Source organism: Mesorhizobium loti (assembly GCA_014189435.1).
In the GTDB taxonomy this organism is placed as follows: domain Bacteria; phylum Pseudomonadota; class Alphaproteobacteria; order Rhizobiales; family Rhizobiaceae; genus Mesorhizobium; species Mesorhizobium loti_G.
Genome location: CP050293.1, coordinates 2,033,678 through 2,055,605 on the forward strand (window position 1 = coordinate 2,033,678; position 21,928 = coordinate 2,055,605).

At 61.7% G+C, this 21,928-nt stretch carries 16 protein-coding genes, 2 tRNA genes and 4 pseudogenes; 13 read left to right on the forward strand and 9 right to left on the reverse strand.

Annotated features, from left to right (window positions below):
• Nucleotides 1-33 precede the first annotated feature (33 nt).
• Nucleotides 34-465, reverse strand: coding sequence for a cupin domain-containing protein (locus HB777_09795; protein QND64174.1), 432 nt, complete (start codon nucleotides 463-465; stop codon nucleotides 34-36).
• 220 nt (nucleotides 466-685) lie between these two features.
• On the opposite strand from HB777_09795, the gene HB777_09800 reads away from it, so the two are divergent.
• The gene (locus HB777_09800; GenBank protein ID QND64175.1) at nucleotides 686-931 is read left to right on the forward strand and encodes a hypothetical protein; all 246 of its coding nucleotides are present in this window, start codon (nucleotides 686-688) and stop codon (nucleotides 929-931) included.
• Between the two features lie 452 nt (nucleotides 932-1,383).
• Here the strand turns inward: HB777_09800 and HB777_09805 are convergent, their stop codons facing one another.
• The 3 genes from HB777_09805 to HB777_09815 all read right to left on the reverse strand — a co-directional run bounded on the left by HB777_09805 (nucleotide 1,384) and on the right by HB777_09815 (nucleotide 2,905).
• Nucleotides 1,384-1,635, reverse strand: a complete 252-nt coding sequence (locus tag HB777_09805; protein QND64176.1) for a hypothetical protein — start codon at nucleotides 1,633-1,635, stop codon at nucleotides 1,384-1,386.
• 318 nt (nucleotides 1,636-1,953) lie between these two features.
• Entirely contained in the window at nucleotides 1,954-2,700 is a 747-nt protein-coding gene (locus HB777_09810) for a hypothetical protein (GenBank protein ID QND64177.1), read from the reverse strand.
• 130 nt (nucleotides 2,701-2,830) lie between these two features.
• Nucleotides 2,831-2,905, reverse strand: a tRNA-Asn gene (locus HB777_09815).
• A 223-nt stretch (nucleotides 2,906-3,128) separates the two neighbouring features.
• Between HB777_09815 and HB777_09820 the strand changes: the two genes are divergently transcribed.
• Nucleotides 3,129-3,386, forward strand: coding sequence for a hypothetical protein (locus HB777_09820; GenBank protein ID QND64178.1), 258 nt, complete (start codon nucleotides 3,129-3,131; stop codon nucleotides 3,384-3,386).
• 25 nt (nucleotides 3,387-3,411) lie between these two features.
• Here the strand turns inward: HB777_09820 and HB777_09825 are convergent, their stop codons facing one another.
• Nucleotides 3,412-3,618, reverse strand: coding sequence for a hypothetical protein (locus tag HB777_09825; GenBank protein ID QND64179.1), 207 nt, complete (start codon nucleotides 3,616-3,618; stop codon nucleotides 3,412-3,414).
• 227 nt (nucleotides 3,619-3,845) lie between these two features.
• Here HB777_09825 and HB777_09830 point away from each other — a divergent pair.
• The 9 genes and pseudogenes from HB777_09830 (at nucleotide 3,846) to HB777_09870 (ending at nucleotide 16,339) form a co-directional block, all read left to right on the forward strand.
• Nucleotides 3,846-3,919: transfer RNA gene (locus HB777_09830), tRNA-Cys, on the forward strand.
• A 90-nt stretch (nucleotides 3,920-4,009) separates the two neighbouring features.
• Nucleotides 4,010-4,676: pseudogene (locus tag HB777_09835) on the forward strand (protein-L-isoaspartate O-methyltransferase).
• Nucleotides 4,677-4,857: 181 nt separating this feature from the next.
• The gene (locus tag HB777_09840; protein ID QND64180.1) at nucleotides 4,858-6,249 is read left to right on the forward strand and encodes a TolC family outer membrane protein; all 1,392 of its coding nucleotides are present in this window, start codon (nucleotides 4,858-4,860) and stop codon (nucleotides 6,247-6,249) included.
• A gap of 220 nt (nucleotides 6,250-6,469) precedes the next feature.
• A pseudogene (locus HB777_09845) lies at nucleotides 6,470-7,295 on the forward strand (DUF2497 domain-containing protein).
• Between the two features lie 219 nt (nucleotides 7,296-7,514).
• Complete coding sequence (locus tag HB777_09850) at nucleotides 7,515-10,298, forward strand: valine--tRNA ligase (protein ID QND64181.1); 2,784 nt, start codon at nucleotides 7,515-7,517, stop codon at nucleotides 10,296-10,298.
• A 360-nt stretch (nucleotides 10,299-10,658) separates the two neighbouring features.
• Nucleotides 10,659-11,876: a transporter gene (locus HB777_09855; GenBank protein ID QND64182.1), complete on the forward strand. Its 1,218-nt coding sequence runs from the start codon at nucleotides 10,659-10,661 to the stop codon at nucleotides 11,874-11,876.
• A 393-nt stretch (nucleotides 11,877-12,269) separates the two neighbouring features.
• Nucleotides 12,270-13,497: pseudogene (locus HB777_09860) on the forward strand (transporter).
• 290 nt (nucleotides 13,498-13,787) lie between these two features.
• Nucleotides 13,788-15,513 (forward strand): annotated as a pseudogene (gene ilvD / locus HB777_09865) (dihydroxy-acid dehydratase).
• Nucleotides 15,500-16,339, forward strand: a complete 840-nt coding sequence (locus HB777_09870) for a sel1 repeat family protein (protein QND64183.1) — start codon at nucleotides 15,500-15,502, stop codon at nucleotides 16,337-16,339. The pseudogene ilvD and the gene HB777_09870 overlap by 14 nt, the downstream one beginning before the upstream one ends.
• 477 nt (nucleotides 16,340-16,816) lie before the next feature.
• On the opposite strand, the gene HB777_09875 is transcribed toward HB777_09870, so the two are convergent.
• Genes HB777_09875 through erpA form a run of 4 tightly spaced genes read right to left on the reverse strand, consistent with a single transcriptional unit; the run spans nucleotide 16,817 to nucleotide 18,745 of the window.
• A complete protein-coding gene (locus HB777_09875; GenBank protein ID QND64184.1) occupies nucleotides 16,817-17,134 on the reverse strand; it encodes a hypothetical protein in 318 nt (105 codons plus the stop codon).
• A 53-nt stretch (nucleotides 17,135-17,187) separates the two neighbouring features.
• Entirely contained in the window at nucleotides 17,188-17,982 is a 795-nt protein-coding gene (xth, locus tag HB777_09880) for an exodeoxyribonuclease III (protein QND64185.1), read from the reverse strand.
• 17 nt (nucleotides 17,983-17,999) lie between these two features.
• The gene (locus HB777_09885) at nucleotides 18,000-18,395 is read right to left on the reverse strand and encodes a glyoxalase (GenBank protein QND64186.1); all 396 of its coding nucleotides are present in this window, start codon (nucleotides 18,393-18,395) and stop codon (nucleotides 18,000-18,002) included.
• A 2-nt stretch (nucleotides 18,396-18,397) separates the two neighbouring features.
• Complete coding sequence (gene erpA, locus HB777_09890; protein ID QND64187.1) at nucleotides 18,398-18,745, reverse strand: iron-sulfur cluster insertion protein ErpA; 348 nt, start codon at nucleotides 18,743-18,745, stop codon at nucleotides 18,398-18,400.
• 105 nt (nucleotides 18,746-18,850) lie between these two features.
• Here erpA and HB777_09895 point away from each other — a divergent pair, with 105 nt between their 5' ends.
• Together HB777_09895 and HB777_09900 are read left to right on the forward strand one after the other, a co-directional pair.
• Nucleotides 18,851-20,065, forward strand: coding sequence for a deoxyguanosinetriphosphate triphosphohydrolase (locus tag HB777_09895; GenBank protein QND64188.1), 1,215 nt, complete (start codon nucleotides 18,851-18,853; stop codon nucleotides 20,063-20,065).
• 75 nt (nucleotides 20,066-20,140) lie between these two features.
• Nucleotides 20,141-21,898 carry an arginine--tRNA ligase gene (locus HB777_09900; protein ID QND64189.1) on the forward strand — a complete coding sequence of 586 codons (1,758 nt, stop codon included), beginning with the start codon at nucleotides 20,141-20,143 and terminating at the stop codon, nucleotides 21,896-21,898.
• The last annotated feature ends 30 nt before the right edge of the window (nucleotides 21,899-21,928 follow it).

Genomic DNA, 21,928 nt, shown 5'->3' on the forward strand with positions numbered 1-21,928 from the left:
CCGGCCTCAGGGCACGGATACCGGCCTTGGCCGCTACTGGCGCAGCTCAGTGTTCTTGGCGCCTTCCTCGACCTGATCGATCACCAGCAGCTTGACGGGACCATCGCCGATATTGGTGGCCTGATGCCACTGGCCGATCATTTCTATGATGAAATCGCCGGTCTTGTACGTGTTGCTGTTGCCGGTCTCGACATTGGTGACCTGCAGCGTCCCGGCCTGGACATAGGCGTAGCGCGGGAAGGGGTGTCTGTGGACCGGCAAGGTCGCGCCCGGCGCGATGTCGTAGGTCGACACCAGCACCTGCACGTTCTTCTGCGGCAGCGTGATCGGCTGGCCGGACGCGGTCGTCGTGCGTGATGCCAGTGGCGTCACCACTACAGGCGTGCCGCTGCTGTCCAGCGCCCAAGCCGGGTGTGCGGAAATGGCGACCGCGAACAGCAGCCCTGACATCAGAATTTTTCGCATGATTCTCTCCAACCCAAGCGCCAGCATCGCGCGGCGGTCAGCCGCGTGCAAGTTAGCGCTGAGCGCCGGGTCCAGTGGACCTCGTGCGATGCGGCAGAGTTGGGCTAGCGGCCAAGAGCGGGTCGGTGATGAGTGCGGCTGTTGGCACAGGGGTCGCCAGGTCAGCCTCACAACAGTCAGAGCTAATATAAGGTTCGAGGCGTTACCACAGGAGGTTTCAATGGTTTCCGCGATCGCAAATCAACATCGGCAAATACCGGAAAAACCAACGGCAGTGGGAAAGCCCGAAACGGGCGAAGGTTTTGCGCCAGGTCGCAGCGCGGACTCGGTTGGTCATCTCGCCAAAATCATGGTTGCCGCAACTGGTGACGTGGATGCTGGTGCGCAAGGTCGCGCGGCATCCAAGATCGCCAGGATGGACATCACGGTTTTGACGCCACCACCTGAAGAACCACCGGTGGTGTAAGATAAACCGTTCAGGCGCGTCGGGGCCGCGCTCGTCATCAGCGGAATGTGGCCCCGATCATGGGCTATGCGACGGCTCTCAGCGGCGGCTCCGCCAGCGTCCCCAGGCCGGCACATCCTGAGCAGGCGATCGTCTTTCCGGGGCAACCTGTCCGATGGGTGCCTTGCGGGCAACATGCCCATTCGACGCAGACCATCTGGAGCAGGCGAAAACCCTACCGCTGCCATGACAGCACAGGCATTCCATATCCACTGAAACCATTGCCAATTCTTGCCCAACCAAAACACATTGTCCCCACGCCGCAAGTAGCAGGAATCATTGCGCTTTCAAGCGCAGCGCCCTGACTTAAACTGGGTGGATTGATGATGAGCGGAGAGATGGCCGGCGTCGACGGCAAGGGCTGGTTGGGCGGCACAAGCTTTGCAAGATTGATCCACGCCTGCAACGGCGGGCTATTGTTGCCCGGCCACCACCAGGGTCGTCGTGATGAGTTTCCTCCCCTCAATCCGCTTGAGGCAATGATCGGGAATATCTGGCCACGTCGCCTTGGCGCATTCTTTCTCCGTGACCGCGACGGATGTCCCCGGCTGCACGCTGGCGGCCTGGGTAGCGGTGGATGACGCAAAGAGAACCGTCTGAGTTAGCAGAGCCGAGAAGGCGGCGACCTGGAACAGCACGGCAGCGAGGGCGATTTTCTTGAGCATGCGGGAGAACGCTCTTCAACGCCTCCGGTTCCTCCGGCTTTCAGTTTTCGGCGCCCCAGCGGGAACGAGAGACGCGGATTCCGGTTAAGTAGATTATGCAAACAAAGAACCGCCACCGAAGGCCGAAGCGAAGAAGGCAGATCTCCAGCGTCGCGACAAAGATGCACCGCCAGAGCTTGAACACGTCGATCCGCCACCGCGAGACGCGCGAGAGGCACCGGTACCCAATCCAAACGGCGATAAGAAACCCTGACGAGATCGGCCGAGGTTCTACGCTCCAGCCGTATCTCGGCGCGTGCAGCCCGCAGCGGCTGAAGGTTAGAGCCGCTGCTTGCTCTTGATCCGCGCCCATTTGCTCTTCAGCCGCATCCATTTGCGCTTCGCATGCATCCCAAGCTGGCCGCCTATCGAATTCAAGCGGTGATGGATTGCGAGATAATCGGGGTCTTCTCCACGCAGGATCGGATCGGCGACCATTGCCACTATGTCGGCGCTGTCCGGCAGGGAGCGGCTCTGGAAAAGATGAAAGAAGCAGCCATCGTAAAAGGTGGCCGTCCCCAGGCAACCTCTGCCGGCGAGCGGCCATCTCGGCAGGCCGACAAAGCTTGGATTGAGCAAATGGACAGGAACGCCGCGGTCGAACGCTGCCTGGGAAAGCCGTGCCGCAACGTCGAACTTGCTGTCGGGAGAGAAGGAAGGGCGGTCGAGGTCGATCCAGGTTTTCTTGGAGAAGCAGAGAAACATCGGGCCTGCATAGACGAACGCCGGATCGAGATGGTTCGCTGCCTGGGCGGCGCCGAATATCTCGCCGCGCTCTGCCGCCTCGAACGCCCGTTCCACGACAGTCCGGTTCAGCGGGAAGGCGTCTATGTCGAGATAGAGTACGCTCTCGTTTTCGGCGAGCTGCTCGGTGGTTCTCTGAAGCCAGTGGTCATGCGGCTCGCTCTCCGTGACGTCCTGGATGAGATCGAGGTCAAACGACTGCAGGACGGCCGCCTGCGCAGCGACGAGCCTGGTGTTGATGTTCGATCTCCAGCACATGGAGCGTATGGAACGTGTTGGCATCTGCACTTCCTATCGAACCGGGGTGGGCCGCGCTATCGGAGCCACGGCGCCGCCAAGCCCCTGCCGCACGGTCGAAAACACCGGACAGGAAGTCGAAGGCATGGGACGGGAAATGGCAAGACAAACAAATTGGCTCCCCGGGCCGGATTCGAACCAGCGACCAACCGGTTAACAGCCGGTTGCTCTACCACTGAGCTACCGGGGAACGGGGCTCTTATGTGAGTGGCGCAGCCTATAGCTGCCCTTTTCGGCTTTGCAAAGAAGCATTTCGCATTTTTCCGAGGCTTTTTCGCGCAGGGGTTTCTCGCAATCGTCGAGGGATGCCCTCATATTAGCCGTCTTGGCAGGGGGCAGGGAACCGAAAGCGCGGCTGCGGCTTTGGTTTAACGATGCTCCTGAGCGATCAAACGGGTCAATTTTTCGAAACGATGACAGCACAAGACAACCAGATGCCGGCGCGAAAAATCTCGGTTTTCGGGCGTGAGTTCAAGATGCCGCGCTCGCGCGGGCTCAGAATCACCATCGGCTTCCTGCTGACCATCGGCGGCATCCTCGGGTTCCTGCCGATCCTCGGCTTCTGGATGGTTCCGCTCGGATTGCTGGTGCTGTCCTATGAGTTCGCCATGGTGCGCCGTCACCGACGCCGCTTTGTCGTCTGGTGGGAACGGCGCCGCCGACCGGATTGACGGTCGGTATCGGAAGAGGCCCGCTTCAGCGGGCGGCGTGCTCTTCCAGTGCCTCGTGGATCTGCTTGAGAATCGCCGCGGCTGAGGCAAGCCTTGCCCTGTCGTGCGGCGACAGGCTGCCCGCACCTTCTATGGACAGGCGGTCGATGGCGTAGTGCAAAAGCTCTCCGCACTGCGGCAAAGACAGGCTGGACGACGCGTTCTTGGCTTTTATCACCGTTGCCTGGCGCATGGCTTTGCCTCCTGGCGTGCTCAACGCGTGAGCCGTGGATGCGTTTCTTCCGGCGGCAGGCCATGCTTAACAATCCGCTAATATGCCGTTGTGTTGCCTCGGTAATGAGGATTTGACGGATGCTGCCCGGAACTGGCGCCGAGGAAACCGTTCGGAATGCACGGTGGCCGCTTGACGGCATTTTCGCCGCAACCTATTGGAACCGGGTGGAACGCCGGGAGCAACGAGGCCTCGTGGCGGAGTGGTTACGCAGAGGACTGCAAATCCTTGCACCCCGGTTCGATTCCGGGCGAGGCCTCCAATGCCCGGGCCCCCGCGCAGCAGCGCTGGGGCCTGAAGTTCCTGACATAACGAACCGCGGTTCTGGCGCGGCAAGCGGATTGGTTGGAACATGAGCGCTGATTTCTCCGAGCTTCGCGTCAAAATGGTCGATGGCCAGGTTCGCACCACCGATGTGACCAGCGCGCCGCTGCTCGACGCCATGCTTGTCGTGCCAAGAGAGGCCTTTGTCGGCGCCGCCCAGCGCGATCTCGCCTATATCGACGAGGACATCCGTATTGCCGCCGGCGCCGATGGCGCGCGCTACCTGATGGAAGCCTCGCCGCTGGCCAAGCTGATCCAGCTGGCCGAAATCAATTCGACCGATTCGGCGCTCGATGTCGGCTGCGGCACGGGCTACGCCTCGGCGATCCTGTCGCGGCTGGCCGGATCCGTGGTGGCGCTCGAAAGCGATTCGGCGCTGACTGAGACCGCCAGATCGACTCTTTCGGCGCTTGGCTGCGGCAATGTGACCGTTGTCCAGGGGGCGTTGCCGCAAGGGCATGCCGCCAAGGCGCCATATGACGTCATCTTCATCGGCGGCAGTGTCGCGGAAGTGCCGGCGCCGCTGCTCGACCAGCTTGCCGAAGGCGGCCGACTCGTCGCGGTTGAAGGGCTGGGCAATTCCGGCGTGGCCAAACTTTTTTTAAGGCCGGGGGGTTGTAACCGGAAGACGTGCGTTTAATGCGGCAATTAAGCCACTACCGGGATTTGAACGTATTCGTGCCTTCGAGTTCTGAATGATTTTGCCTTGCAGCAGAGGCTTTGTCATGGTCGCTTGCATTTGAACGATCATTGCTGATCCCAGACTGGGGGCACTTTGGGGCTGAGCAGCAGGGAACATGAAACACGCCGCTACGGCTGCTCAAAGGAGAAGCTGGCGCGGCGCGGTTCCCATGGAAAACGAATGAGGGTTTAACCGTGCCGTCTGTACGCAAGTCACTTTTCACCGCCGTCCTCGTTTCGGCGACCATGCTGTCCCCACTGGCCGCCTCGGCCGAAAGCATCTCCGGCGCGCTTGCAAAGGCCTATCAGTACAATTCTTCGCTGAATTCGGCCCGTGCCGGCGTCCGTGTCACCGATGAGGGTGTCGCCATCGCCAAGTCGGGCTGGCGCCCGACTGTCACCGGCTCGGCGGAAATCGACTATTCGAGCAGCCATCTCAACGGCACCAACTCAAGCGTGCGGCTGACCACCGGCAATTTTGGCGTCCAGATCAATCAGACGCTGTTCGATGGTTTTCAGACCAGGAACAATGTCGCAGCCGCCGAAGCGCAGGTCCGCGCGTCGGTCGAAAGCCTGCGCAACACCGAAGAGGGCATCCTGTTCAGCGCGGCCCAAGCGTATATGAACGTGATTCGCGACCGGCAGGTCGCCGTGTTGACCGAGCAGAACCTGCAGTTCTTGACTGAGACGGCGCGCGCGGCGCGTTCGCGCTTCGAGGTTGGCGAAGGCACGCGCACAGACGTGGCGCAGGCCGATGCTTCGCGCGCCGCCGCCGTGGCATCGCTGAGTGCTGCCCGGGCGCAGGCGCTGGCAAGTGCCGCACTCTACCGCCAGATCGTCGGCGACGAGCCGGGCAAGCTCAAGGGCGCCTCGCCAGTGGCAAAGCTGTTGCCGTCGAGCCTCGCCGCCGCCGTCGGGGTGGCCTCGAACGAACACCCGGCCATCCTTGCCACCCAGCATCTGGTCGATGCCGCCTCGTTTTCGGTGAAGTCGGCCGAAGGCGCGTTGCTGCCGCAATTGTCGGCTTCCGCCGGCGTTTCGAGCGCCTACCGCAATACCTCGCCCTTGCCGGGCGTCGGTTCGCAGGACGGCACGACCAATTCGGCCAGTGTCGGGGCAACCCTGACCATCCCGATCTATTCGGGCGGCCGCACCTCGGCCATCGTGCGCCGGGACAAGGAATCGCTCAGCCAGGCCCGCATCGAGGTCGACGTCAGCCGTGACCAGGTGCGCCAGGCCGTCACCGCCGCCTGGACCGAGTACACCGCCGCGCAGCAGCAGCTGACGGCCAACAGGCAAGTGATCGAGGCCGCGAAGCTGGCGCTGAACGGCGTCATCGAAGAACGCAATGTCGGCCAGCGCACCACGCTCGACGTCCTCAACGCGCAGGCGACGGTCATCACCGCCCAGATCAACCAGGCCGGCTATGAGCATGATGTGGTGGTGGCGAGCTACGCCATCCTGCAGGCGACAGGCCGTCTGTCCGTCGACCGTCTTGGCTTGCAGGTGACGAAATACAAGCCTGAAGAGCACTACAACGCGGTCAAGGACAAGTGGTACGGCCTGCGCACGCCGGACGGCCGCTGAGGGCGCTTGGCCCGGATTTCGCCGTCTCCCTGTTTGAGCGGACTCTTTTGCTTTGCTCCGCTGCTCTTGGGTTCTGGATCGCGCTAATCTGTTGAAATCCCACAAGTCCCCAGATTGGGGATTCTCGTGCGGCGCTCTGTCGGTTACGCTGTCGCCATGATTCGATCCGGCTTTGCCGGAACGGAAATCCACAGGGGTCACAAAGGCGGCGGATGTGACGATGGCAACGGCAAGCAGCGCACAGCGCGAACCTTCCATGGAAGAGATACTGGCTTCCATCAGGCGGATCATCGAGGACAGCGACGGTGGGCGCAAGCAGCCGGGTGACGCCGATGAGCTGATCCAGGATCTGGAGCGCGTATCGAGCGCCGATGCAGCTCCCGACGTCGAACCATTTCGTGCCGACCTGCATGCTGCCCCCGAGGTCAGGAAGCCGGTCACGCTGGCGGAAGTCCAGGCACAATTGCCGGCGGCCGAGCCGGTGATCGCGCGCCCGGAAACGCCGGTGCGCCCCGATCCCCGCCCCGGCAAGGCCATCGATGACACTTGCCGAGGTCGGCGCCCGCGTTGCCGCCGAGCCGGCCACTGTCGACGCACCAGAATCGCGTCCTTTCCCTGCTGCCGGTGCCCCCGTCGCCGACTGGCGGCGCGAGATCGCCGCGGTTGGTGAGCAGGCGAGGGCGGTGTCGGACAGGAGCGAGGCCCGCAAGACGGTCGCCCAGCCCCCGGTGGAGGACCCAAGGGACGAACCGACTGCAAAAGCACCCGTCGAGCCGTCTCGTCCCGATGCAGGCGTGGTGAGGCCGGTGGCGGCAAGCGACGCGCCGCGTCCGGCGATCGTTTCCGAGCACACCGGCCGGCAGGTCGCCGCCGCCTTCGGCGAGCTTTCCGATGCGTTTGCCAGCCGCAGCAAGAAGACGTTCGACGAGATGGCCGAAGAGATGCTGCGGCCGATGCTGCAGGATTGGCTGGACAACAATCTGCCGACACTGGTCGAAAGGCTGGTGCGCGAGGAGATCGAGCGCGTGGCGCGCGGGGCGCAGTAGTTCCCATCCCGATTGCCTAAGGAAACGGCGCCCTCGTGGCGCCGTCTCTCTTGGTGAGGTCAGCTTGTTGGCAGGACGATGGATCGCTTTCCGTTGAAATGACCAAGGCCACGCCTATTTGCCTGTGATGAGCCGAGACAGCCGTTGCGGTTGACTTGGCCAAAACCTTCCGATTTACACCGGACCAGCAAAATTCCCGACAGCGCGGACCATTTTCCCATGCTTGAAAAGACCTACGACGCCAAAACCGTCGAGCCGAAGATCGCCAAAGTCTGGGAAGAGGCCGACGCGTTTCGCGCCGGTGCCGGGGCCGAGGAGGGGGCGGAGGCCTTCACCATCGTCATCCCGCCGCCGAACGTCACCGGCTCGCTGCATATGGGCCACGCGCTCAACAACACGCTGCAGGACATATTGGTGCGCTTCGAGCGCATGCGCGGCAAGAACGTCTTGTGGCAGCCGGGCATGGACCATGCCGGCATCGCCACGCAGATGGTGGTCGAGCGCCAGCTTATGGAGAAGCAGATCCATCGCCGCGACCTGACCCGCGAGCAGTTCATCGAGAAAGTGTGGGAGTGGAAGGACGAATCCGGCGGCGCCATCTTCAACCAGCTGAAGCGGCTCGGCGCTTCGGCCGACTGGTCACGCGAACGCTTCACCATGGACGAAGGCCTGTCCAAGGCCGTGCTCGAAGTGTTCGTCACGCTCTACAAGCAAGGGCTGATCTACAAGGACAAGCGCCTTGTGAACTGGGACCCCAAGCTGTTGACCGCGATCTCCGATCTCGAGGTCGAGCAGCAGGAGGTCAACGGCAACCTCTGGCACTTCCGCTACCCCATAGAGGGCCAGGTCTTCGACCCGGAAAACCCGGAAACCTTCATCACCGTGGCGACGACTCGTCCCGAGACGATGCTGGGCGATACGGCCGTCGCCGTGCACCCCGACGACGAGCGCTTCCGGCATCTGGTCGGCAAGAACATCGTCCTGCCGATCGTCGGCCGCAAGATTCCTGTGGTGGCGGACGAATATTCCGATCCGGAAAAGGGCTCTGGCGCGGTCAAGATCACGCCCGCGCACGACTTCAACGACTTCGAGGTCGGCAAGCGCCATAAGCTGCCGGCGATCAATATCCTGACCACAGAGGCGGCGGTGAGCCTCAAGGACAATGAGGATTTCCTTGCCGGTCTCGAGGTGACGCCGGAGCGGCAGGCGGTCTGGGATGGGCTCGACGGCCTCGATCGTTTCGTCGCGCGCAAGAAGATCGTCGAACTGATGGAAGAAGGCGGCTTCCTCGAAAAGGTCGAGCCGCATCGCCATGCCGTGCCGCATGGCGACCGCGGCGGCGTGCCGATCGAGCCGTTCCTGACCGAGCAGTGGTACGCCAATGCGGCGGAACTGGCCAAGCCGGCGATTGCGTCGGTGCGCGAGGGCCGCACGAACTTCGTGCCGAAGAACTGGGAAAAGACCTATTTCGACTGGATGGAGAACATCCAGCCCTGGTGCATCTCGCGCCAGCTCTGGTGGGGTCACCAGATCCCGGCCTGGTACGGGCCGGACGGGCGTGTCTTCGTCGAGAAGACCGAGGAGGAGGCCCTTGGTGCGGCGATCGAATATTATCTGGCGCTGGAAGGCCCATGGAAGGCCTGGGTCGAGGACAAGCTCGAGAACTACAAGCCGGGCGAGATCCTGACCCGCGATGAGGATGTGCTCGACACCTGGTTCTCGTCGGCGCTGTGGCCGTTCTCGACCTTGGGATGGCCCGATGAGACGCCCGAACTGAAGACCTACTACCAGACCGACGTGCTGGTAACCGGCTTCGACATCATCTTCTTCTGGGTCGCCCGCATGATGATGATGGGCCTGCACTTCATGGACGAGGAGCCGTTCCACACCGTCTATGTCCATGCGCTGGTGCGCGACAAGAACGGCGCCAAGATGTCGAAATCGAAGGGCAACGTCATCGATCCGCTCGACCTGATCGACGAATACGGCGCCGATGCGCTGCGCTTCACCCTGACGGTGATGGCGGCGCAGGGCCGCGACGTGAAGCTCGACCCGGCGCGCATCGCCGGCTATCGCAATTTCGGTACCAAGCTGTGGAACGCGACGCGTTTTGCCGAGATGAACGAGGTCGCGCGCAATGACGAATTCTGGCTGAACGACGCCAAGCTGGCGGTCAACCGCTGGATCCTGACCGAACTGACGCGGGCCGCGCGCGAAATCACGGACGGCATCACCTCATACCGCTTCAACGAGGCGGCAGGCGCTGCCTACCGCTTCGTCTGGAACCTGTTCTGCGACTGGTATCTGGAGCTGCTGAAGCCGGTGTTCATGGGCACCGATGAGGCGGCCAAGGCCGAAAGCCGCGCCTGCGTCGCCTTCGTTCTGGACGAGATTTACAAGCTGCTGCATCCGATGATGCCGTTCATGACCGAGGAACTGTGGGCGCAGACCGCTGGCGAAGGCATGGAGCGGCCGTCGCTGCTTTGCCATGCGGCATGGCCGTCCCCGGACTTCGAAGACGCCGAGGCCGCCGCCGACATCAACTGGCTGGTCGACCTCGTCTCCGGCATCCGCTCCGTGCGCTCCGAGATGAACGTGCCGCCGGCAGCCATCGCACCGCTGGTCGTGGTCGGCGCCAACGCTGTGACACGCGAACGGCTGGTTCGCGAGGAGTCTGCGATCAAGCGGCTGGCGCGGGTCGGCGACATCTCGCTGGCCGATGTCGCGCCAAAGGGCTCGGCGCAGATCGTGCTCAACGAGGCGACGATCTGCCTGCCGCTCGGCAGCCTGATCGATCTCGCCACCGAGGCGGCACGGCTGCAGAAGGAACTGGCCAAGGTGACCGAGGAAATCGCGCGCCTGCACAAGAAGCTGTCGAACGAAAGGTTCGTCGCCAGCGCGCCGGCCGAAATCGTCGATGCCGAGCGTGAAAAGCTCGCCGAATACCGCGATGCGCAGGACAAGCTATCGGTGGCGTTGACCCGGGTTCGTGATGCCGTGTGAGGGGGCAGATTCGAGAGACTTTAGCTCTCTCTAAAATGGTGATGTTTTGCCTCGAAAATGGGCATTCCGTTGCGTTAATGTTGACGTAAACGGAAGTTTTAGCCCCATTGTTGCCATAATGTAACAATGGGGCTGTATACCCCGCAAAACACCCTTTTTAGGGGCCATTTTGCAGAAGTTTCGCCGATTTTATTTGTCCATTTGCACGCAAGTGCCGGGTTTTCGGTCTTATGGGGAACGCCGGAACTTTGCGAAAACGCACTCCGATCAACTGTACGTGTACGCTTCTCGAATTCGTTGTTGCACCGTTAACCTGAATTGGTTCTAGCTTGATGCACTAGTTATTCGGGGAGGACACTCATGAACAATCTGCGTCTGAACGCACTGCTGGGAGCAGGGTGCTTTTCGCTCGTTGTGTCAGCGGCCAGCGCTGGCGGCTTCGATCGTGGCGGCGTCAACATCGATCAGTTGTTTGATGCGGCACCATATTCGTTTGATGCCGGCGTCACCTATGTGTCGCCACAGCGCAAGCTCAAGAATGTGCAGCGTCTGGACGGTTCGGGCCTGTCGACGTCGGAAGTCGATGTCGGTGGTGACTATGCGGTACCTCGCATTGGGATCAAGGCCAACATTTTCGAGGCGGTAGACTGTCTCGCAAGCTATTCTAAGCCTTATGGCGCTGACGCGGATTACGGAACCAACAACGCGTATTCGACAACCGCGGTCAAATACTCGGTCAAAACGAACGATTACGGCCTCACCTGCTCTTACAAGTTCAATGTCGGCAAGGGCGCCTTTAGATTCATCGGCGGCGTTTCCTACCAGGATGTCGATGCCTTTCTGTCCCGTCAGACCCTGTTAGCTTTTGGCAACACGGGTCTCGGGAAATTCCAGCTATCGGACTCTGCATGGGGTTGGCGCGCGGGCGCTGCTTATGAAATCCCAGAGATCGCCCTGCGCGGCAGCTTGATGTATTATTCCAGCTACAAATATGACGGACTGTCTGGAACCGTCGATACGACAGGCTTCAGCGGAACATTTCCAGCGAACCTCGTGCCTGGCTCTACCGGAGTATATCCGGTATCCGCCTCCGCCGAGATACCCCAGGCTCTCGAACTCAAGTTGCAGAGCGGTATTGCGCCAGGCTGGCTGGCCTTTGGCTCCGTCCGCTGGCAGCAGTGGAGCAAACTTGGTATCATTCCAATCAATGGCGTGCGTAGCCCTGTGTTCGGTACTGCCTCGCCCGTTTCGTTCGATCTGCTGTATCGCGACGGATGGACGATCTCGGGCGGTATTGGTCACAAGTTTACTGACCAGATATCGGGTCTGGTTTCACTGACATGGGATCGTGGAACTTCGACGACCTCCGGTTATCAATCAGACACGTATGCTGTGGCGACGGGCATTTCTTATTCCCCGAACGACAAAGTGGAAGTCAGGCTTGGGGGCTCGATCGGCGTGCTGACCAGCGGATCGTCGACCTTCACCGGTGTCGGTGACACGGCAAATGCTGTAACCTACACCTATGGCAACGATCTGCTCTTGGCAGGCTCAGCTTCGGTCAAGATCAAATTCTAGGGTTCTGAAAAATTCGAGCGAGAGGCCGGGCATTGCCCGGCCTTTTTGTTTGCCCGACCCTTGCGGTTGGCGCCGACAGAGTCGTTCAGAACAAGCATTCCGTCACGTCACGGTTGACGTAAACGGAAGTTTTCGCCGCATTGTTGCCATAATGTAACAGCGGACAAATTAGCTACTGACGATGTTATGTTTGCGCTGGTTTCGGCTGATTTCCTTGGGTTTTCAACCGTGCTTTGCGCGCCAATGGGCATTTCGGCTCCGCGGCATTGATGGCCACGGCAGAGAGAATTCATTTTCTCAAAATATGTACATGTACGCCTCTTGAAATCGTTGTTGCGCTACCCACGCGAATTGGTTCTTGCTTAGGTTGTGTTCGATTTGGGGGAGAGACTCATGAACAACCTGCGACTGAAAGCACTGCTTGGGGCGGGGTGCTTTTCGCTGGCTTTGATCGGGACGGCGATGAGTTCGGCGCATGCCGGCGGTCTGGAGCGCGGCGGCTACGACATCGATCTTTTGTTTGACCCTGCGCCGTTCGCCACGGAAGCTGAAGCGACGTACGTGATGCCGGATCGCAAGTACGAGAATGCGCGCGGTCCGGGCGGAGCCAATCTCGGCTTGGGCACGTCGGCGGATGGCGCCGAAGGTTATTGGGTTCCGCGCATCGGCGCCAAGGTCCAGGTTGTGCAAGGCGTCGACTGTATGGTCGACTATTCGCAGCCGTGGGGTGCCCACACAGCCCCTGGCACGTCGTGGAATGGCGCGTTTTCTAACGTCGAAACGAATATCACGAGCAATAACTACGCCGGCACCTGCTCCTACAAGTTCGATGTCGGTAAGGGCCAGCTCCGTTTTATCGGCGGCGTGTTCTACCAGGATATTTCAGGCTTCAAGGAAAGCTTGGTGGGTTTCAATCCAATTGGGCCGTCACCGATCGGCCGCGTCGACCTGGCGGCCAATGGCTGGGGCTGGCGCGCCGGCGTTGCCTACGAAATCCCTGAGATCGCGCTTCGCGCCAGCTTGGTCTACAATTCACAGGTCAAGCTCGACAACATCTCCGGCACACTTACGACGCCACTTGGATCTCAGGCGATTTATGGCTCGACGCAGCATATGCCCGACTCGCTGGAGTTGAAGTTTCAATCGGGCATCGCGCCCGACTGGCTTGCTTTCGGCTCGATCAAGTGGGTCAACTGGAGTGTGCTGCAAAGTGTTCCGATCTGCCCGACCCCCCCAAGCTCCGTCTGCGCTGTGCTTCACGAACGGTCCGGGTCAAGTGACGTCGCTCGACCTGATGTATCGTGATGGCTGGACCGTCACCGGTGGCATCGGCCACAAATTCAACGATCAGTGGAGCGCCGCCGGCCAACTCTCCTGGGATCGTGGTACCTCGCACGGCTACGGAGCGCAGACCGATACGTGGACGCTGGGCGGCGGTGTCGCCTATACGCCGCGGCCCAATATCGAAGTGCGGCTTGCTGGAGCGATCGGCGTGCTGACCAGCGGCCACTCAGGGGAGTTGGCTGGTGAGAACGGCTATGTCGCAGGCGAGGATGCCAGCTACGATTTCGGCAACGATCTGGTCACGGCAATTTCCGGCGGGATCAAGATCAAGTTCTAAACGATTGAAAATTCTAGCAAAAGGCCGGGCATTGCCCGGCCTTTTTGTTTAAGCCTGCATCGCCTGTGCGCCCCGGTATCCAAGCTGCGTTGCATATAAGCCGCACTGTGGCCACCTCGTGCGATTGTGACGTTTTGGCAACACTTTCTGAACAACCCCTGCGCTAGAAGTCAGACCGGGGAAATTGCCCATTTCCCGCCATAAACCCGGCGCACCTCGATCTTGTCTCGGGACACGCGCCAAAAGGCTCGGCGAGGGGGCAGGCCGCACCGCCCGCGGCAAGGAAGAGTATGGACGCCAAAGTCATTTCCAAGGCTAAGCTCCCTAGCCGCCATGTGACCGTCGGTCCGGCGCGTGCGCCGCACCGTTCCTATCTCTATGCGATGGGCTTGTCGGCGGCCGAGATCGCGCAGCCGCTGGTCGGCGTCGCGTCCTGCTGGAACGAGGCGGCGCCCTGCAACATTTCGCTGATGCGTCAAGCGCAGGTGGTCAAGAAGGGGGTAGCTGCCGCCAGCGGCACGCCGCGCGAATTCTGCACCATCACCGTCACCGACGGCATCGCCATGGGCCACCAGGGCATGAAATCGTCGCTGGTGTCACGCGAGGTCATCGCCGATTCTGGTCGAGCTCACCATGCGCGGCCATTGCTACGACGCGCTGGTTGGGCTGGCCGGCTGCGACAAGTCGCTGCCCGGCATGATGATGGCCATGGTGCGTCTCAACGTGCCGTCGATCTTCATCTATGGCGGCTCGATCCTGCCCGGCAGCTATCGCGGCCGCCAGATCACCGTGCAGGACGTGTTCGAGGCGGTCGGCCAGCACTCGGTCGGCACGATCGACGATGCCGAACTGCTTGAGATCGAGCAGGCCGCCTGTCCTTCGGCCGGCTCCTGCGGCGCCCAGTTCACCGCCAACACCATGGCCACCGTCGCCGAGGCGATCGGCCTGGCGCTGCCCTATTCCTGCGGCGCGCCGGCACCTTACGAGATGCGCGACCGTTTCAATTTCGCCTCGGGCGAAAAGATCATGGAACTGATCGCGAAAAATATCCGGCCGCGCGACATCGTCACGCTGAAGGCGCTGGAAAACGCGGCGACCGTGGTGTCGGCAACCGGCGGCTCGACCAACGCGGCACTGCATCTGCCGGCGATCGCGCACGAGGCGGGCATCAAGTTCGACCTGTTCGACGTGGCGAAGATCTTCGAGAAGACGCCTTACATCGCCGACCTCAAGCCGGGCGGCAAATATGTCGCCAAGGACATGTTCGAGGCCGGCGGCATTCCGCTGTTGATGAAGACGCTGCTCGACCACGGCTATCTGCATGGCGATTGCCTGACCGTGACTGGCCGTACTTTGGCCGAAAACATGCAGCACGTTGCCTGGAATGAACATCAAGATGTGGTCCGCCCGGCCAACAAACCTATTACCCAAACCGGCGGTGTCGTGGGCTTGAAGGGAAACCTGGCTCCCGAAGGCGCGATCGTGAAGGTCGCGGGCATGGCGGAGCTGAAGTTCTCCGGCCCGGCGCGCTGCTTCGATTCGGAAGAGGAATGTTTCGAGGCGGTGACGCATCGCAACTACAGGGAAGGCGAGGTTCTCGTCATCCGTTACGAAGGGCCGCGCGGCGGTCCTGGCATGCGCGAGATGCTGTCGACGACAGCAGCGCTCTACGGCCAGGGCATGGGCGGCAAGGTGGCGCTGATCACCGACGGGCGCTTCTCGGGCGCGACGCGCGGTTTCTGCATCGGCCATGTCGGCCCCGAGGCAGCCGTGGGCGGTCCGATCGGGCTGCTCCGGGATGGCGATTTGATCTCGATCGACGCGGTGAACGGCACGATCGATGTGGCGTTGTCCGATAGCGAACTGGTGGAGAGGGCAAAGACCTGGAAGGCGCGCACGACCGACTATCAGTCGGGCGCGATATGGAAATATGCACAGACGGTAGGGCCGGCGCGTGATGGCGCGGTGACCCATCCGGGCGGTGCGAAAGAAACACACTGCTATGCGGATATCTGAGTTGTTGAGGTCGTCTGTCTTTTCGGCACTGGTCGTGATCGCCACTTTTGGCGCGACCTTTGGCGCCGTGGGCCAGGCCATGGCCTTCGACGACAAGGTGTTCGACGACAAGACCGGCGTGAAGCCGCAATCCAGCCCCTGGGCGGTGTTCCAGTTCGGTTTCTCCGCCTACAAGAACGGCCACAAGGAACAGGCCGCCGAGGCCTATAAATACGCCGCCGAGAACGGCCAGATCGGCGCCACCTGGAAGCTTGCCCGCATGTATGCCGAGGGCGATGGCGTGGCGCGCGACGACTATGAGGCGTTCAAGTTCTTTTCGGAGATCGTCGACCAGGATGTCGAGCCCGGCTCGCCCGAGGAAAGCTATGTCTCCGACGCGCTGGTGGCGCTTGGCGACTATCTGCGCACGGGCATTCCGGGCAGCCCGGTCACCGAGAACGAGGTGGCGGCCCAGGAATATTACATGCGCGCCGCCGCCAACTACCGCAATCCGAACGCGCAGTTCGAGATGGGGCAGATGTTCCTTAAGGGCGAGGGCGGCGTGAAGGCCAGCGTCAAGCAGGCCGGGCGCTGGTTCCAGCTTGCCGCCGAGAAGGGCCATGCCGGCGCTCAGGCGACGCTTGGCCACCTGTTGTTCCAGAGCGGCAAGATCGTTCGCGGCCTGGCGATGATGACGGCAGCGCTCGAACGCGCTTCGCCGGCCGATCAGCCCTGGATCCGCGGCATGCAGGAGGAGGCATTCGCCACCGCAGGCGAAGCCGACCGCCGCACCGCGATCTCGCTGGCTGATGACATCCTCACCAAGGGCAACAACGCGGACCAGTAGGGGCGTATAGCTGCTTGCCTGTTTAAGCGATGAACTCAATCTCGAAGCCCTGCGCCGCCCCCCCATCTGGCTGCCGCCATCTTCTCCCCGTAAACGGTGCCAAGGACGCTCTCGTCGCTGTTTTCGCCAATCACCGGTGTTGCAGAGACGGCGCGGCGTTGCGGCCAGATTCTTTCTCCCCGTTCTACGCCACGCTATGCACACATTTTCTGTGATTGGCATGACTGATCGGCCCGAGGCTTGATTGCCAGGTGGTTCCCCCAATCCGTCGCTGCTTCGCAGCGCCACCGTTCCCCCTCCGGAGGGAAAGGAAGGGAGCGTTTCTGGACGAGCGTTGACGGCAAAAAGCTTGGCGCCTTTCCTCTACCCCGTCGATCGGGGGAGAGGTGGCTCGGCGAAGCCGAGACGGAGTGGGGGTCGACCAGCGCGGCGCGGGCTTTGCAAGTTTGGCCCGTCCGAGGCGACGGCTGCGGAAAATCAATTCGCGGTCGGCTCCGTCGGCACCATGCTGGGCGCCGGCGTCGAGATCGGCGTGACGTGCAGGTGCGGCGCCATCGTGTTTGCGGGGCAGCTGTCCGCGACCTTCGTCCACGAGGTGTTGTTGAGCACCATGTCGCAGCGGGCCAGGTGGCTCTGGTCGGCAACCGTCAGGCAGGCGACCTGGCCAAGCTGGTAGGATTTTCCATTGGCCAGGCATTCCTGATCGGCAAGTGCCGCCGCAGGAGCGGCCATGGCAAATGCCAGGCCGATCGGACAAAGAGAAAATCGAATGGTCATGGGAACCCCAGCCGCCATGCTGGCCCGCAATGAACGGCGCGAAATGTGGCGATATGAGGGTTTAGCCGCTGTCAGGCCGGCTGCAGCGCTAGATCGATCGCCAAGGGCACGTGGTCGGAAGGTTTTTCCCAGGCGCGCACATGCTTTTCGATCGAGGCCGATGAGAACCGGTTGGCGGCTTCCGGCGACAAAAGCAGGTGGTCGATGCGGATGCCGTTGTTCTTCTGCCAGGCGCCGGCCTGATAGTCCCAGAACGTATAGGTGTCGGGCGCGTCGGTGACCGCGCGCACCGCCTCGGTGAAACCAAGGTTGAGCAGCCGCCGGAAGGCTTGCCGCGTCTGTGGCTGGAACAGTGCGTCGCCCAGCCAGTTCTCCGGAAAGCGCGCGTCGATCGGCTCGGGAATGACGTTGTAGTCGCCGGCCAGCACCAGCGCCTCTTCGAGCCTCAATCGCTCCTCGGCCCAGCGCTCCAGCCGCGCCATCCAGGACAGCTTGTAGGGAAACTTCTTCTCGTCATCGATCGGGTTGCCGTTCGGCAGATAGAGCGAGACGACACGCAATGCGCCCTTGTCGGTGGAGAAAACACCTTCGATGAAACGCGCCTGCTCGTCGGCATCGTCGCCGGGCAGGCCACGATTAACCTCGTCGAATCGCAGTTTCGACAGGATGGCGACGCCGTTGAAACCCTTCTGGCCATGGGTTTCGACATTGTAGCCGAGCGCCTCGATCTCGGCGCGCGGGAACTGCTCGTCGACGGTCTTGATCTCCTGCAGGCAGACGATGTCAGGCGCGCTTTCGGTCAGCCAATGGGTCAGGTTGCCGATCCGGGCGCGCACGCCGTTGATGTTCCAGGTGACGATTTTCATGACGGTCTCGATGCTGTTCAGTTGGGCTCTTGCGGCGGATGGCGTTCGACCAGTCCGATCGTATTGCCTGCCGGGTCCTTTAGGAAGGCCATCCATTCGCTTTCCCCCGCCGGGCCGAACTGGCCGTCGGTGTCGCGATGGACAAGCGTCGGTGGCGCGGTGAAGGGCACGCCCGAAGCTTTCGCCTGAGCATGGAAGTCCTCAAGGCCAGCTATGTCGAGATAGACGGTTCCAGCCGGGATGCCGTCGGTGAACAGCAGCCTGATATCGCCGGCCATGATGAAGGCGATGCCCGGCGGATCGAAGCGCGCGTGGACAGCCATACCGAGTACGTCGCACCAGAAAGCCAGCGTCACGTCCAGGTTGCGGCCGGCCGACAGCGCGATCTGACGGACCGCGCCGATTGCATGCATTTCTATATGGAGAAGCTCGTGCCGCAGCCGCAGGAGGCGACGGCATTTGGATTGCGGATCTGGAACGACTGGCCCATCAAATCGTCGACGAAGTCGATCACCGAGCCGCCCATATAGACCAGCGACAGGTCGTCGATCAGCACTGTGGCGCCGTCCTTCTCGATCGCGACATCGTCGTCATTGCGCGTGTCGACCAGGTCGAACTTGTAGGAGAAGCCCGAGCAACCGCCGCCTTCGACCGAAACGCGCAGCGCCGTCTTGCCGGCCTCGCCAGAGACAATCTTGGCGATCCGCCTGGCGGCGGCCTCGGTCATATCGACTTTCATGGCAGTCTTGGCATCAGCGCCCATGGGCGTCACCTTGCTTTCGGTTTCACATGATAGGTATGAAGCGCGAGGGGCCAAGTCAACCAGGCCCAAATTATCTAAGCTAAGTCAACTGCGGCAGCATCAGCCATGACCAATGAGTTGGGTGACATCGGATTCGGCTATCGGCCACGCGCCGCCTATGCCTGCGATCCGGCAAAGTCGCGCGGCCGGCTGTTCGACGAGGTGGAAAGCCCGACCCGCACGCCGTTCCAGCGCGACCGCGACCGCATCATCCATTCGACGGCGTTCCGCCGGCTGAAACACAAGACGCAGGTCTTCATCGCGCATGAGGGCGACCATTACCGCACCCGGCTGACCCATTCGATCGAAGTGGCGCAGATCGCGCGCGCCCTGGCGCGGGCGCTGCGCGGCGACGAGGATCTGGCCGAGGCGGTGGCGCTGGTGCATGATTTCGGCCACACGCCCTTCGGCCATACCGGCGAGGACGCGCTGAACGAGAAGATGGCCGCCTGGGGCGGCTTCGACCACAACGCGCAATCACTGCGCATCGTGACAAGGCTTGAGGCGCGCTATGCCGAGTTCGACGGCCTCAATCTGACCTGGGAGACGCTGGAAGGCCTGGTCAAACACAACGGGCCGCTGACGGACGCCAGCGGCAAGGGTCTGAAAGGGCCGGTGCCGCAGGCGATCCGTGACTATTCTGAGTTGCACGACCTCGAACTGGACCGGTTTGCCGGCATCGAGGCGCAGTGCGCGGCGATCGCCGACGATATTGCCTACAACACGCATGATATCGATGACGGGTTGAGGGCAGGGCTCTTGACGCTGGACATGCTGGAGACGGTGTCACTGCCGGGAACGATCCTGAAAGGCGTGCGCGAACGCTATCCCTCCCTTGATGATGTGCGCACCGGTCATGAATTGATGCGGCGGCAGATCACCGCCATGGTCGAGGATGTCATAGTCTCCACCACGGCCAATCTCGAACGTATCAGTCCGCGGAGCGCCGATGCGGTGAGAGCGGCAGGCGAGACGATGGTGACTTTCTCGACAGAAATGGCCGCCTTGGAGAAAGAACTGAAGGCCTTTCTCTACAAGCATCTCTATCGGCATGCCGACGTGATGCGGGTGCGAACGGATGCCGAGCAGATCGTCAAGGATCTGTTCGACGCCTATTTCGCCGATCCGCGCGCCATGCCGGACGGCTGGCGTGAGGGGTTGGATCGGGCTGACGATCGCATCAAGGCACGCAGCGTCGCCGACTTCCTGGCAGGCATGACCGACACCTACGCGCTCAAGGAACACCGGCGTTTGTTTGACCATACGCCGGAATTGAGCTAGGGCGGGCTCGATTTTGCCGGCCAACGAGCCGGATTCGCTGCAAAGCCGCCAGAGCCAGACCCCAGAGTCACACAAATGAACATCTTCGCCGATTTCACCGCGCGAATCATAAAAGCCGTCGAAGCGCTTGATCTGAAAGACAATGATGGCGTTTCGCCTGATTTGTCGCGCATTGCCGTCGAGCCGCCGCGCGACGCCAGCCATGGCGACCTGGCGACCAATGCGGCGATGGTGCTGGCGAAGCCCACCGGCCAGAATCCGCGTGCGCTGGCCGAAAGACTGGCGCAAGCGCTGCGCGACGACAAGGATGTCGCGGCGACGGAAGTGGCTGGTCCTGGCTTCGTCAATCTCAGGCTCAAGGACGGCTTCTGGCAGACACATCTGACCGCACTGCTCGGCGAGGGCCGCAACTACGGCCGCTCGACGGTCGGCGCTGGCCGGAAGACCAATGTCGAATATGTCTCGGCCAATCCGACGGGGCCGATGCATGTCGGCCATTGCCGGGGTGCCGTGGTTGGTGACGCGCTCGCCAATCTGATGGCCTTCGCCGGTTACGACGTGACCAAGGAATATGTCATCAACGATGCCGGCTCGCAGATCGACGTGCTCGGCCGTTCCGCCTTCCTGCGCTACCGCGAAGCGCTGGGCGACGACATCGGCGAAATACCCGCCGGTCTCTATCCCGGCGATTACCTGGTGCCAGTCGGCCAGGCGTTGGTCACGGAATTCGGCCGCTCGCTTTTGCAGATGCCGGATGACGAGGCGCTCGCCATCGTCAAGGACCGCACCATCGATGCGATGATGGCGATGATCCGAGAGGATCTGGCGATGCTCAACGTGCATCACGACGTGTTCTTCTCCGAGCGCACGCTGCACGCCGACAATGCCAAGAAGATCCGCTCGGCGATCAACGATTTGACGCTGAAAGGCCATATCTACAAGGGCAAGCTGCCGCCGCCCAAGGGCGAGAAGCCCGACGATTGGGAGGATCGCGAGCAGACGCTGTTCCGCTCGACCGCGGTCGGCGATGACATGGACCGGGCGCTGGTCAAGTCGGATGGCGCATTCACCTATTTCGCCGCCGACGTCGCCTATCTCAAGGACAAGGTCGATCGTGGTTTCGTCGACCTGATCTATGTGCTCGGCGCCGACCATGGCGGCTATGTCAAGCGGCTGGAAGCCCTGGCGCGGGCGATTGCCGGCGAAGAGGTGAAGCTCACCGTGCTGCTGTGCAATTTGGTCAAGCTGTTTCGCGAGGGCGAACCGGTGCGCATGTCGAAGCGGTCCGGTGATTTCGTGACGTTGCGCGAAGTGGTGGAGGAGGTCGGCCGCGACGCGATCCGCTTCATGATGCTCTACCGCAAGAACGATGCGCCGTTGGATTTCGATTTTGCCAAGGTGACCGAGCAGTCCAAGGACAATCCGGTGTTCTATGTGCAGTACGCCTCGGCGCGCTGCCATTCGGTGTTCCGTCAAGCGAGCGAGCAACTGGGCGAAGCCAATTTCGACCGCAACAGCCTGGCGTCGGCCGCGGCTTTGCTGACCGACGAGGGCGAGATCGGCTTGATCCGCAAGCTCGCCGAATATCCGCGCCTGATCGAGTCCGCGGCACTTGCGCTCGAGCCGCACAGGCTGGCATTTTACCTCTATGATCTGGCCTCCAGCTTCCACGGACACTGGAACCGTGGCACGGATAATCCGGACTTACGTTTTGTTAAGGTTAACGACCGACAATTGACGCATGCCAGACTAGGGCTGGTGCAGGCTGTTTCGGACGTTTTGACGTCCGGCCTGACGTTGATCGGAGCCGCCGCGCCCACCGAAATGCGTTAGGTTTGACTAAATAACCTGTCACCTTTTGCC

Excerpts from the sequence above, each read along its gene's own strand:
- HB777_09850 (QND64181.1), top strand. The coding sequence starts at position 7,515 with ATGCTTGAAAAGACCTACGACGCCAAAACCGTCGAGCCGAAGATCGCC.
- HB777_09805 (QND64176.1), bottom strand. The coding sequence starts at position 1,635 with ATGCTCAAGAAAATCGCCCTCGCTGCCGTGCTGTTCCAGGTCGCCGCC.
- HB777_09825 (QND64179.1), bottom strand. The coding sequence starts at position 3,618 with ATGCGCCAGGCAACGGTGATAAAAGCCAAGAACGCGTCGTCCAGCCTG.
- HB777_09870 (QND64183.1), top strand. The coding sequence starts at position 15,500 with ATGCGGATATCTGAGTTGTTGAGGTCGTCTGTCTTTTCGGCACTGGTC.
- HB777_09800 (QND64175.1), top strand. The coding sequence starts at position 686 with ATGGTTTCCGCGATCGCAAATCAACATCGGCAAATACCGGAAAAACCA.
- erpA (QND64187.1), bottom strand. The coding sequence starts at position 18,745 with ATGGGCGCTGATGCCAAGACTGCCATGAAAGTCGATATGACCGAGGCC.
- HB777_09795 (QND64174.1), bottom strand. The coding sequence starts at position 465 with ATGCGAAAAATTCTGATGTCAGGGCTGCTGTTCGCGGTCGCCATTTCC.
- xth (QND64185.1), bottom strand. The coding sequence starts at position 17,982 with ATGAAAATCGTCACCTGGAACATCAACGGCGTGCGCGCCCGGATCGGC.
- HB777_09820 (QND64178.1), top strand. The coding sequence starts at position 3,129 with ATGACAGCACAAGACAACCAGATGCCGGCGCGAAAAATCTCGGTTTTC.
- HB777_09810 (QND64177.1), bottom strand. The coding sequence starts at position 2,700 with ATGCCAACACGTTCCATACGCTCCATGTGCTGGAGATCGAACATCAAC.
- HB777_09900 (QND64189.1), top strand. The coding sequence starts at position 20,141 with ATGAACATCTTCGCCGATTTCACCGCGCGAATCATAAAAGCCGTCGAA.
- HB777_09885 (QND64186.1), bottom strand. The coding sequence starts at position 18,395 with ATGCATGCAATCGGCGCGGTCCGTCAGATCGCGCTGTCGGCCGGCCGC.
- HB777_09895 (QND64188.1), top strand. The coding sequence starts at position 18,851 with ATGACCAATGAGTTGGGTGACATCGGATTCGGCTATCGGCCACGCGCC.
- HB777_09855 (QND64182.1), top strand. The coding sequence starts at position 10,659 with ATGAACAATCTGCGTCTGAACGCACTGCTGGGAGCAGGGTGCTTTTCG.
- HB777_09875 (QND64184.1), bottom strand. The coding sequence starts at position 17,134 with ATGGCGGCTGGGGTTCCCATGACCATTCGATTTTCTCTTTGTCCGATC.